The organism is Anaerococcus murdochii (genome assembly GCF_019957155.1).
Classification (GTDB): Bacteria; Bacillota; Clostridia; order Tissierellales; family Peptoniphilaceae; genus Anaerococcus; species Anaerococcus murdochii.
This window is the reverse complement of record NZ_JAIPME010000002.1, coordinates 1,735,718-1,747,957: the sequence shown is the minus strand read 5'-3', so window position 1 is coordinate 1,747,957 and position 12,240 is coordinate 1,735,718. Positions and strand designations below refer to the sequence as shown.

Genomic DNA, 12,240 nt, shown 5'->3' with positions numbered 1-12,240 from the left:
CTCTTTAATAAAGATTTATAAAGAAAAAGAGGCCTAGGCCTCTATTCCAAAATATTTTCTATATATGATTTTTCAATAATCAGATATGACGGTTTTTCAACTTCACCTGTTACTATAGTAACTTCATTTTTATTAATATTTGTTACATAGCCAAGGATCCCTGATCTTGTAATAACTTTTGAAGATATTTTTAGATTGTCATTAATAAAATTTTCTCTATTCTTTTCTTTCCTAAATTCTAGTATATTTGTGTAATAAAACCCTACTGCTAAGATAATTAAAATTATATATTCTAGTTTCATTAATAACCGTATTTTTCGTAAAATTCTTTTTTATAATCTAAGAATGAATCATTCATTATGGCTTCTCTGATATTTTCACACATCTTTAATAAGAAATATAAATTGTGGTAAGAAAGAAGTCTTGCTCCCAAAATCTCTTTTGCATTTACCAAATGTCTTAGGTAGGCCCTGGAATAATTAGAACATGTGTAACAATCACACTCAGGATCAAGTGGGGAAAAATCTTCCTTGTAGGTTGCATTCTTGATAACAACCCTTCCCTCTGATGTAAGAGCAGTACCATTTCTAGCTATTCTTGTTGGAAGAACGCAGTCAGCCATATCAATTCCAGCCTCAAATGACTCAAAAAGATAATCTGGTGTACCTACACCCATGTTGTATCTTGGCTTATCTTCAGGAAGAAGTGGAGTTGTGAAATTAAGTATATCTATCATTTCTTCTTTTGTTTCGCCAACTGAAAGGCCGCCAATCGAATATCCATCAAAGTCCATAGCTACAGTCTCTCTTGCAGAAATCTCTCTTAAGTCTTTAAACATCCCGCCTTGGACGATTCCAAAAAGAGATTGATCAGGATGAGAATTTGCCTTATGATAGTCAAGACCTCTTTTTGCCCATCTAAGGGTTCTTTCCATAGAATTTTTTACATAATCATAGCTAGCATTGGCATCTACACACTCATCAAAACTCATCATTATATCTGAATGGATGTCATTTTGAATTTCTATTGATTTTTCTGGTGTAAAAAAGTGTTTGGACCCATCAATGTGAGACCTAAACATAACTCCATCTTCACTTATCTTCCTATTGTCTGCTAGAGAAAAAACCTGGAATCCGCCAGAATCTGTAAGGATGGGTCTATCCCAGTTCATGAATTTATGGAGACCACCAGCCTTTTTCATAATATCCATACCTGGTTTTAAATATAGGTGGTAGGTATTACCAAGGATAATCTTAGCTCCCATTTCCTTTAGATCATCGACCGTCATTGTTTTAACAGTTCCAACAGTTCCTACTGGCATAAAGATTGGTGTTGGTATGTCACCACTAGCAGTGTGAATGACACCAACTCTAGCATTTGTGTATTTATCTTTTTTTATCAATTCGTATTTTAAAGGCATTTATCCTCCTATTTAATGAACATGCAGTCTCCAAAGGAGAAAAATCTATATTTCTTGCTAACAGCATCATTATAAGCATCTAAAATTATATCCTTACTTGTAAAGGCAGCGATTAGCATAATTAAAGTTGATTTCGGTAGGTGGAAATTAGTTATAATCGCATCAACCACTTTAAATTCAAATCCAGGATAGATAAATATATCTGTCCATCCTGAATCAGCACAAATCTTGTTGTTTTTCTTATATACAGATTCCAAAGTCCTAATTGAAGTAGTTCCTACTGCAATTATTCTCCTCCCCTCATTTTTAGCAGCATTTAAAATTTCAGCTGTCTCTTCGCTAAGGGTATAAAACTCAGAATGCATCTTATGGTCAGTAATTTCATCTTCATTTACTGGTCTAAAGGTACCTAGGCCTACATCTAAAGTTAAATAAGCAAGCTTAACACCCTTAGCTTCGATTTCTTCTAATAATTCTTTGGTAAAATGAAGACCAGCGGTTGGTGCTGCCACAGAACCAGGATTTTTTGAATAAACTGTTTGGTAATCTTCATTATCTTTAAGTTTTTCTTTTATATATGGTGGAAGAGGCATATTCCCAAGTCTATCAAGAATTTCACCAAAAATTCCTTCAAAATAAAATTCTACAATCCTATTGCCATCTTCTTTTATATCAATAACTTTGCAAGAAAGTTCATCGGAAAATATTACTTCTGTTCCGATTTTCATCTTCTTGCCTGGTCTGACAAGGACTTCCCATTTTGAGCCTTCGGTATTATTTAATAAAAATACCTCAATTTTCTCTTCTTTTTCAGGTCTATGGCCAAAAAGCCTAGCAGGTATTACCCTTGTATCATTCAATACAAGTACATCACCTGGTTTAAGGAAGTCTATAATATTATAAAAATACTTATCTTGCCTTTCCCCTGTAATTTTATCTAAGACCATCATCCTAGCTTCATCTCTTTTGCTGGTTGGATGTTGGGCTATTAATTCTTCTGGTAAATAATAATCAAATTCGCTTGTTCTCATCTAATCCTCATATTTTAAGCCATAGTGCTCATAGGCTTTTCTAGTCAAAATTCTACCCCTTGGTGTCCTTGATATAAAGCCTATCTGAAGTAAATAAGGCTCATAGACATCCTCAATTGTTACATTTTCTATACCGGTAGATGCAGCTATTGTATCCACACCAACTGGACCACCTGCAAAGTTTTCATACATTGTAAGTATAATTTTCTTATCCATAGTATCAAGACCCATTGGGTCAATTTCAAGAAGTTCTAGTCCCTTCTTGCTTGTCTCATAATCAATCTTATCATCTGCCTTAACTATGGCGTAATCCCTAACTCTTTTTAATAACCTATTGGCAATCCTAGGTGTTCCCCTAGATCTTTTTGCAATCTCAACCGCACCTTTATCATCTATTGGTATGTCTAAAATACTTGCAGACCTCTTAACAATAGTTGTTAGGTCTTTGCTATCGTATAAGTTCAAGGATAAAAGAACTCCAAACCTATCTCTAAGTGGGGCTGAAAGCATACCTGCCCTTGTAGTTGCACCTATAAGAGTGAATTTTTCTAGGTCAATTCTTATTGATTGGGCATTCGGGCCCTTTCCTACAATAATATCAAGGACAAAGTCTTCCATAGCTGAATACAATATTTCTTCTACTGATCTATTAATCCTATGGATTTCATCGATAAATAAAACATCGCCTTCAGCAAGATTTGTAAGAATTGATGCAAGGTCAGATGGCCTTTCTATGGCAGGTCCACTTGTAACACGTAAATTTACCCCAAGTTCATTGGCAATTATAGTTGAAAGTGTTGTCTTACCTAAACCTGGAGGTCCTTGGAGTAAGACATGGTCAAGGGGTTCTTTTCTTGAAAGAGAAGACTTTATAAAAATATCAAGCTTTTCTTTGGCTTTATCTTGACCAATATAGTCCTTTAGCCACCTTGGTCTTATGGAATTTTCTTGTTTTAGGTCTTCGATTTGCTCGTTAGAACCTACTATTCTTGTATTTTCGTCAAACATTTATCCACCTAAATGAGTCTTTTTAAACTTTCTTTAATCAAAGCTTCAAGGTTTAGGTCAGCATCTCTTAATTCACTTAAGACCCTTGCTATATCATTTTCCATATAGCCTAAGTTCTTAAGAGCATCTCGAGCAACACCTAAATTGTCGTTTTCAACTGGACTAACTTGTTCTATCTTATTTGCATCTGGAAGAGCCATTTTCTTAACTTTATCAACCAATTCAAGGATAATCCTTGATGCAGTTTTCTTTCCAATTCCCTTAGCTTTTGTAAGCTTATCTATATCATTATTAACAATTGCTAACTTAATCTCATCAGAACTTATTGATGAGAGCATGCCTAGGGCAATCTTTGGGCCTATACTTGATACAGAAATTAAAAGCAGAAACATTTCTAATTCTTCTTTGGAATAAAATCCATAGATAGAAATATCATCTTCCCTTACCTGCATTGATGTATAAATTTTGTATTCGTTGTTTATTTGGATGTTTGAAAGACTTGTGAGAGTAGAATTTATAAAATAACCTATATTGTTATTTTCTATAACAAATCCCTCTTCACTAATTTCCTTAACATCACCTTTTATGTATGAAATCATTAATTCATCCTATACTGTTCTTTAAATCTTTGGCTAAGCACATGACAAAGGGCAACCGATAAGGCGTCTGCAGCATCATCAGGCTTAGGTATTTTCTTTAGGTTAAGAAGAGTAGTAATTGTTAATTGCATTTGCTGTTTACTCGCCCTCCCATAACCAGTTATAGCTTGCTTAATTTGTAGAGGTGTGTATTCGAATATATCTAAGCCGTTATCTTGGGCGCACAAAACTTGAACACCCCTAGCATGACCTACTGTAATAGCTGTTTTAACATTTTGATTGAAAAACAACTCCTCAATAGCAAATTCATCTGGTTTGTATTCCTTAATAATCTTATCCAAATGATCATATAAAATCTTAAGTCTTTCAGGGGTCCTGGTCTTAGATGATGTTGTAACCACACCATTTTCTAATACTTTAACCTTATTTGATTTAAATTCAACCACGCCATAGCCCATAATGGCTATACCTGGATCTATTCCTAAAATTATCATAACCAATAAAAAAGGGCTTATTTAGCCCTATTGATACCTTTCAAATACTTCTTTTATCAAACCCCTATAATAATACTCAGCATATGTATCAACTATGGACCTATAAAGGTAGTTGATTGTCTTTTCATATATTTTTTGAGTTTGTTTTGTAGTAATATCTTCTGTAAAAATACTTTCTTTGTTAAAAGTTAACTGTTTATGTGTCAACATATCTATAGCATAGATCTTTTTCTTTAGGCAGAGATCAGCAAAATTATATAAGTCACGTCTCAAAGAAGCAACCAATTCTCTATTGGAGAAAATTACATCTTTCATGGCTTTCCCTATTTTTACAATATCCCTATCTTCCCTATTATAATAAATATTTGATCCATCAAGAAGAAAGTCTACCCCAAAAGCTTCAATTAACAAAAATTCTAATTTATCAACTGCTTTTTTCGACCTAAAAGCTCTGTATTGAGCCTTAATAGATATTAAATATTCATACCTATCTATATCTCCACCTATATTTCTACTAAGACTATTGATTATTTCGTCAATATCTACTAGGTTCCAGAAATATTTTTTTAGATTCCTGAAGCAATAATCCTTAACATAATAGGAGTGCTTAGAGAAATTCATAAAATTTCTGTCGTATAACAAAGACATAAGGGTATTTAATGAGTATATATCTTCATCTACTAAATAATTATATTCAAGTTTTTCAATTACTGGAATAGGATTCCTTAATTCTGCCTTCATTATTCTACCTCGACTACTATTTTAACATAAAAACGAAGTCTTTTATTTAGATTTATTTGCCATAAGAAATAAAAAAAGCTAAATTAGCGGTAAAAATATTCATTAATAATTAATTAATGAATATCTCCTAGATGTTTTAGCTTTTGAGAATGATTATTTTTTAAAAAAATTCATTAAAAATATTTTTAGAATTTGAAAAATTCTACAGATAAATCTTTTAGAGCAAAATTATAATTAACATCTTTTCTTTCTATATTTATAATGGCTTTTTTTCTTAAATCTTCATTCTTGTATAAATTCTCGATTAATTCAAAAGATGGGTTTATAGCATGAGGATTACCAACAAGGTCAAACATTGTGATGTCACCATTTGTATCCCCATAAGCATAGGATTTATTTAGGTCAATATCATATTTTTCCTTAAGCTTACCAACAGCCCCTAATTTACTTTCCCCATCCCACATAGGTATTACTTTACCAGTAAATTTATTATTTTCATCAAAAACATAGGTGGTTGATATAGAATCTGTAGCCTTATAAAGCTTTGAAAAATCATCCACCAAAAAGTCTGGAGATCCAGAAATAAAAAAGATTAAGCATCCTTCTTCTATATGCTTTTTTACAGCATTTCTGGTTACGTTATAAACCTTATCCTTATTCTCTGCAAGTACTATTTGGGCATACTTATCAACAATTTCTTTGTCGAGACCAATCATAGCTTTTTGATAGGCCAAAGCAGATTTGTTTAAATAATCTTCATAAGCTCCAAACCTATTTTCATACTTACTATATAGAGGACCTATCTCATCAGTCCAAATTTTTCTATCAAGAATTCCTGCATCTACTAGTTTTAAAAAATGCTCAATGAGCAAGGAATTCCTAAAAAGTGTTCCATCTATATCAAAAAAAGCTGCTTTAGTCATCATTTTTTCCTTTTTCTTTTAGCCTTAAACGCTTTATCTTCATTTAAATATTTTTTAACATGATTATTTGCAGATTTTTCTTCATTAAATCCCATATTTCTCTTTATTGATATGATAAGATCAATAATAAAACCTACGCAAACACCAACTAAGGCTGCAGAACCTAAAAATACAGCAATCCAAGCAGTATTAAGTCCCATCGGTGTATTAAAAATAGTTATAGAATAAATTCCTACAACTAAGGCTGCAATGCCTATTATTAGTGATGGCAAAAATTTAAGTATCTTTTTTCTATTAATAAAATGAATTATGATTGTGATAATCGCATTCATAAGGACTAGGATTGGTAATATCGCAAGTCTTGAAGAATATTCACTTATTAAATTAATTAATCCACTCATCTTATCTCCTTAGTCTAATAAGACTTTATCTATTTTAAGGTCATCATCTATAGTCATAATCATTGCAGAAGGAGCTCCATCTCTTGGTAGAAATGGTGATCCTGGATTCAAAATCAGTATCCCTGACTTATTTATATTAACATACCTATGGATATGACCAAATATAGCTATATCACACCCAAATGATTTTGATTTTTCAATAAGATCATCCATAGAAAAATCCACATGTTCCTTATGCCCATGGGTTAAAAAAATTTTATAACCAGCAATTTCTATAATCTTATTATAGGGTTCATTTGAGAAAAAATCATTATTTCCCTTCACAACATAATAGTCTATACCAGTTTCGTAATTTATATTCTTACAATCTTCTACACCATCACCAGCATGAATCATAAGATCAAAGTCACCATGGTTTAATATTAAATCAGAAATCCTTCCATAATAACCATGGGTATCACTAGTTATTAAGATTTTCATATTTATCTTCCAGAAACTTTTTAAATTCCTTCATAGCAAGGCCTCTATGACTTATTTGGTTTTTAAAATTTATATCCATTTGTCCTAGGCTTTTTTCGTATTTTTTGACATAAAAAATCTTATCATATCCAAATCCGCCATCTCCAAGTTCAATCTCAGAGATTGTACCATCAAGTCTTCCCTCGAAATAATAGTCTTTGCCATCTTCATCAATAAAACAAATTACTGTTAAAAAATAGGCATCTCGGTTAGCCTTATCTGATAATTCATCTAAAAGCTTATCCCTATTATCCTTATCTGTGGCATCTTCGCCTGCATACCTATGAGCATATATGCCAGGCCTATTATCAAGCGCCTTTACAAAAAGACCTGTATCATCAGAAAAAACTCTTTTCTTGCATGATTTATATAGTTCATTTGCTTTTTTAAAGGCATTTTCTTTAAGAGTATGTCCATCTTCAATAACATCAAAGCCTTCAATACCAATATCTTTTGGCATAAGTACTTTATCGTTATCTAAAAGTAATTTTACTTGTTCTAATTTATTTATATTGTTACTTGCAAAAACTAGTTCCATACTATCTCCTATTAAATAATATCAAATAATGAATGAGTAAGTCAATCTTATTTTCCTATTATATAATTATACTTTTCAAATGCCTTTTCTACATCTGTTGCATTAGAACCTAAATATTGGTCAACACTAACAATTGTAGCTGGCACTCTTGTTGCAATGGCATAGACAGGTGTTTTTTCTATTATCCCATCCTTTATCCTATGGATTAATATTTCATCTGGTGTTTGAATTAGGATATATCTTTGGTTGGCTAAAACCAAATAATCCTTAAATTGTGTATTGATATTAAAGACCTGATCTCTATTGATAATTTGATTACCAGGATTTAAAATAGAATCTCCAATCGCTATATCAACATTAAAGAAATTTTGAACAAACTCATCTCCATTCCCTTTAAAAATTGAAGATTGGAATGTCCATATCCCTTGATTTCTTACGATACCGAAGTTAGTATTATCAACTTTTATATCATTAACATCGGTTTTTGGGAAGTTTTTGTTTATTTCATCTTTAACCTTCTCTTTAAAAATTAAGTCACTTTGGTCTTCCCCAGTAAATTCTTCAATTGACATAAACTTATTATCTGCTATATTATTTGTTTCCATTAAGGCATATTTTCTAATAGGATTAGAATCATCATTATTGGTATAATCTATTGAAATAAAATCCTTTGATATGAAGTTAAGTCTCATATTTAGATTTATATCCTTAAAAGTGTAATTTTTTAAAAGAAGCTCATCATTTTCTTTTTCTTTAACCTTTACAGGATAAGCCCTTATTTCATCATATAAATCAGTAAAATTATTTATATCTAGAGATACTCTCCAATATTCGTCTTGGTTTCTAATAAAGATATCCTCCGCTTTTTGATACTTAATTGTATCATCTGGTTCTACCCTTATTAAATATGTGTAATACTTATAAATAGGATCATCGCTTTCAGGATCTACCCTTTCTCTTACGCCTAGGAGAAGAGATAAATCCTCGGCTATATCTTCCCCATCATCAGTAGTAATCCTCTCTTTAGAAGCGAGTTTAGCGTAAGTATCTTGGACTTTAGAGTCAACCTTATCAGAAATTTTTTTAAGACTTATAATATTTTCGTCTTTAATCAAAAATAAATACTTATCACCAGTAATTATTAAATCCCTTGAAAATAATTGCCCCTGAGAAGCGTTAATAACTATGACATTTCTATCTTTAAAATCAGCCTTGGTATCTATTCCCCTATTTTTTAAATAATCTGATAATTTTACATACTTAGATGAAAAGCTTGGAGGAAAAGCATAGGAATCATTTATGGCAACTAAATTTTTATTTACATATAATTTATCGCCTAATTTTATATTATTAGACTTATCCTCTGAGTTATTTCCCTTAACTTCTACTACTTCCCAAGTTCCCTCAATTATCGGATTATTTTGCTTAGGCGTTTGAATTAAATCACTAAGATCATCTTTATAAGCATTTACACATGATGAAAAAATTATTGCAAGAGTAAATATTATTAATAGTTTAAATAGTCTTTTCATCTTCTAACCTCGGTAATACTACGCTTACGACAGTACCCATACCATACTTGGACTTTATGATAAGTTTACCGTCATGGGCTTTTACAATTTCTTCACAAATAGAAAGCCCCAAACCTGTTTGAGACTTTGATGAAGACCCTTTATAAAACTTACTTGCTACAAAAGCAATTTCATCTTCCTTTATCCCTTCTCCATCATCTTTAATGCTTATTTCGATATCATTATCATTTAAATCTATAACAATATCTATATTTCCGCCTAAATCTGTAAACTTAATAGCATTATCAATAATATTTATAAATACTTCTTTCATCCTATTTGTATCCGCATTTATAAATAAAGATTTATAATAAGTTGTAAAAGTAAATTTGATTCCATCTGATTGGCATCTTGGTAAAAGTTGAGTGTGCACTTGTTTAACTAAATCCACTATATCAATTTTTTCTTTTTCATATTTAAAAGTACTTGAAGATATCCTTGAGAAGTCTAGTAAGTCTTCAACCATCATAGAAAGCCTATCTCCTTCTGATTCTATAATCTTTAGGCCTTGGCTAACCATATCTGGATCTTTTTGAATAGTTTCTGATTGTAGAGTTATAGCCCATCCTTTAATTGATGTTAAAGGTGTCCTTAATTCATGAGAAACAGAAGATATAAATTCATTTTTCATATCTTCTCTCTTGACTACATTTTCACTCAATAGGTTGATGGTTGAAGCTAATTCAGCAATCTCATCTTCCCTTGAGTCATCAGCCTTAATTGTATAATCTCCTTGGGCAAGTACTTCTGATACACCAATCAATTCTTTAATTGGTTGTATAAAACTTTTTGCAGCTATAAATGAAACTAGCAGGGCTAATATACTTATAATAATTCCAAATAAAAGATATATAAATGCATCCTTATTAATTTGTTTATTTACCCTATCCATAGAACTAGTTAACCTAAGAATACCAACTTGTTGGTCAGATGCCTTTAATGGGTAGGATATTGATAAAACCTGTTCTTTAGAGTCTATATTAGTATCTTTATTTATGCCAGTTCCACCTTCCCTGGCTTCTATTATGTCCTTTGTATTCAGTATAGAACCAATTTCAGAAGAAGCGATTGAATCAAACAAAACAACACCTGAGTTGTCAAGGATTTGAACTTGGCTATCGTTTTGCCTATAAAAAAGATTTTTATCTCCTATTATTACTTCCTGAAGATCATACCTTGACATATATGAAGAATACTGAAGCTGACTAATTCTCGCTTGGTTTTTCATTGACGAAATTAGGGATGATTCATAATAATTTTTAATTGAATTGTAGGCAAAAATCTCAAAGCCAATTACAATTGTGAGTACAAAAAGCATTATTATCTTTATTACAGTATATTTAATGCTTTTTGACCCAATTAAATTTTTAGTTGTTTCTGTAGTTTTTTTAAAGCTTTTTCCTATTTCCATCTATATCCGGTTCCCCAAACGGTTTCTATATATTCTGGTTTTGCAGGATTTTCTTCAATTTTAGCTCTTATCCTTCTTATGTTTACGTCGACAATTTTTGTATCATTGCTGTAATTATCGCCCCATGTCTCTTTCATTATTTCATCCCTAGTCATTGCTTTACCTTTATTTTTTATAAAATACTCTAGGATTGTAAATTCTGTTGGAGTAACATCTATTTCCTGGTCATTTTTGAAAAATGTTTTAGAATAAATATCTAAGGTAAATGGGCCGTCTGTAAGACTTTTTACTTCATCGCTGCTTTCTCCAGCAGGATTTAAATTGACTCTTCTCATCAAAGATTTCACCCTTAAAATTAACTCCTGAGGGTTAAAAGGCTTTATAATATAATCATCAGCACCCTTTTCAAGCCCCAAAATCTTATCAATATCCTGACTTTTAGCTGAAACCATAATGATTCCTGTCATAGGAGATTTATCACGTATTTTCTCACAAACTTCATAACCGCTTATGCCTGGAAGCATGATATCTAAAATAGCTACTGCAGGTTTTTCTTCTTCAAAAATTCTAAGTGCTTCTTCACCACTTGATGCTTCAACGGTTTGATAACCTTGATAGTCAAGGTTTATTTTCATAAATTGTCTTATTGGATCTTCATCATCTAGAATCAAGATTTTATTATTCATTATCCATCCTCTCAAAGGCAATCTTTGCAGCACCAATAACACCTGCATCATTTAAAAATTCTGCTGGTCTAATATCAATATTGTATGGTTTATTACAGTAAGATTTGAATTTTTCAATAGTTCCATCCCACCAAATATCTTTTGAATTTATAATTCCCCCGCCAATAACTATTGCTTCAGGGTCAAAAATATTTCTAAGAGATGTTAAAAAATATGCAAGGTTTGATTGGTAATTTTCTAAAACTTCCTTAGCCTTTTCATCTTCATCAACGAGTCCGAATATTTCCTTTCCAGTAAGTCTTTTGCCTGTTAATCTAAAATAATCTTCACTTATGGCTGGACCTGCGCAATAGGCTTCAGCACATCCATACTGTCCACAAGTACAATAGTTTCCACCTGGATGAAGCATCATATGGCCAAGTTCAGCACCTTGGAAATGTGCTCCTGAAAGTAGGCCACCGTCTTTTGTTATTATAGCTCCACCTAGTCCTGTACCCAGTGTAATCATAACTACATTTTCGCAGTCCTTGCAAGCTCCGATCCACTTCTCCGCTACTAGGGCTATATTAGCATCATTTTCAACAAATACTGGAATTTCCATATATGACTCTATTGCTTCTTTAAGGTTAAGACCAGTCCATCCATTGATATTTCCAGCAAATGTGACAATACCTCTTTCAGAATCTATGAAGCCAGGTGTGCCTATTCCAATAGCACTAGCTTTTTCATATGAAAGACTATGGATAGCCTTCTTAATATTTTCAAGAACTATATCCCTACCCTTGTTAGCTTCTGTATCCATCATGTGCCTTTCAATAATATTGCCTTCTTCATCTACTAAGCATGCATTTATTTTTGTTCCACCTATATCAATTCCAATTACTTTTGCCATTTTTTC

15 protein-coding genes are annotated in these 12,240 nt (G+C 31.9%); all 15 read right to left on the bottom strand.

Features of this window, described 5'->3' with window-relative positions; translation table 11 throughout:
* Nucleotides 1-41 precede the first annotated feature (41 nt).
* Nucleotides 42-302 (bottom strand): preprotein translocase subunit YajC, encoded by a 261-nt coding sequence (locus tag K8P03_RS08840; RefSeq protein ID WP_223420324.1) that lies wholly within the window; start codon nucleotides 300-302, stop codon nucleotides 42-44.
* Nucleotides 302-1,420, bottom strand: coding sequence for a tRNA guanosine(34) transglycosylase Tgt (tgt, locus tag K8P03_RS08835; RefSeq protein WP_223420323.1), 1,119 nt, complete (start codon nucleotides 1,418-1,420; stop codon nucleotides 302-304). Before tgt ends, K8P03_RS08840 begins: the two co-directional genes overlap by 1 nt.
* An 8-nt stretch (nucleotides 1,421-1,428) precedes the next feature.
* The gene (queA, locus tag K8P03_RS08830) at nucleotides 1,429-2,451 is read right to left on the bottom strand and encodes a tRNA preQ1(34) S-adenosylmethionine ribosyltransferase-isomerase QueA (RefSeq protein WP_223420322.1); all 1,023 of its coding nucleotides are present in this window, start codon (nucleotides 2,449-2,451) and stop codon (nucleotides 1,429-1,431) included.
* Nucleotides 2,452-3,459: a Holliday junction branch migration DNA helicase RuvB gene (gene ruvB / locus K8P03_RS08825; RefSeq protein ID WP_223420321.1), complete on the bottom strand. Its 1,008-nt coding sequence runs from the start codon at nucleotides 3,457-3,459 to the stop codon at nucleotides 2,452-2,454. It lies immediately after the preceding gene.
* Between the two features lie 8 nt (nucleotides 3,460-3,467).
* Nucleotides 3,468-4,058, bottom strand: a complete 591-nt coding sequence (ruvA, locus tag K8P03_RS08820; protein WP_223420320.1) for a Holliday junction branch migration protein RuvA — start codon at nucleotides 4,056-4,058, stop codon at nucleotides 3,468-3,470.
* On the bottom strand, nucleotides 4,058-4,552 hold the full coding sequence (gene ruvC / locus K8P03_RS08815) for a crossover junction endodeoxyribonuclease RuvC (RefSeq protein ID WP_223420319.1): 495 nt from the start codon (nucleotides 4,550-4,552) through the stop codon (nucleotides 4,058-4,060). Before ruvC ends, ruvA begins: the two co-directional genes overlap by 1 nt.
* A gap of 27 nt (nucleotides 4,553-4,579) precedes the next feature.
* Nucleotides 4,580-5,293: a hypothetical protein gene (locus K8P03_RS08810; RefSeq protein WP_223420318.1), complete on the bottom strand. Its 714-nt coding sequence runs from the start codon at nucleotides 5,291-5,293 to the stop codon at nucleotides 4,580-4,582.
* A 185-nt stretch (nucleotides 5,294-5,478) separates the two neighbouring features.
* Entirely contained in the window at nucleotides 5,479-6,216 is a 738-nt protein-coding gene (locus K8P03_RS08805) for an HAD family hydrolase (RefSeq protein WP_223420317.1), read from the bottom strand.
* Nucleotides 6,216-6,617, bottom strand: a complete 402-nt coding sequence (locus K8P03_RS08800) for a hypothetical protein (protein WP_223420316.1) — start codon at nucleotides 6,615-6,617, stop codon at nucleotides 6,216-6,218. The genes K8P03_RS08805 and K8P03_RS08800 overlap by 1 nt, the downstream gene beginning before the upstream one ends.
* Nucleotides 6,618-6,626: 9 nt before the next feature.
* On the bottom strand, nucleotides 6,627-7,097 hold the full coding sequence (locus tag K8P03_RS08795) for a YfcE family phosphodiesterase (protein WP_223420315.1): 471 nt from the start codon (nucleotides 7,095-7,097) through the stop codon (nucleotides 6,627-6,629).
* Complete coding sequence (rdgB, locus tag K8P03_RS08790; RefSeq protein ID WP_223420314.1) at nucleotides 7,078-7,674, bottom strand: RdgB/HAM1 family non-canonical purine NTP pyrophosphatase; 597 nt, start codon at nucleotides 7,672-7,674, stop codon at nucleotides 7,078-7,080. Before rdgB ends, K8P03_RS08795 begins: the two co-directional genes overlap by 20 nt.
* 47 nt (nucleotides 7,675-7,721) lie before the next feature.
* Nucleotides 7,722-9,206 carry a hypothetical protein gene (locus K8P03_RS08785; RefSeq protein ID WP_223420313.1) on the bottom strand — a complete coding sequence of 495 codons (1,485 nt, stop codon included), beginning with the start codon at nucleotides 9,204-9,206 and terminating at the stop codon, nucleotides 7,722-7,724.
* Nucleotides 9,190-10,656, bottom strand: a complete 1,467-nt coding sequence (locus K8P03_RS08780; RefSeq protein ID WP_223420312.1) for a sensor histidine kinase — start codon at nucleotides 10,654-10,656, stop codon at nucleotides 9,190-9,192. The genes K8P03_RS08785 and K8P03_RS08780 overlap by 17 nt, the downstream gene beginning before the upstream one ends.
* Entirely contained in the window at nucleotides 10,647-11,342 is a 696-nt protein-coding gene (locus K8P03_RS08775; RefSeq protein WP_223420311.1) for a response regulator transcription factor, read from the bottom strand. Before K8P03_RS08775 ends, K8P03_RS08780 begins: the two co-directional genes overlap by 10 nt.
* Nucleotides 11,335-12,234, bottom strand: coding sequence for an ROK family protein (locus K8P03_RS08770; protein ID WP_223420310.1), 900 nt, complete (start codon nucleotides 12,232-12,234; stop codon nucleotides 11,335-11,337). The genes K8P03_RS08775 and K8P03_RS08770 overlap by 8 nt, the downstream gene beginning before the upstream one ends.
* Between the last annotated feature and the right edge of the window lie 6 nt (nucleotides 12,235-12,240).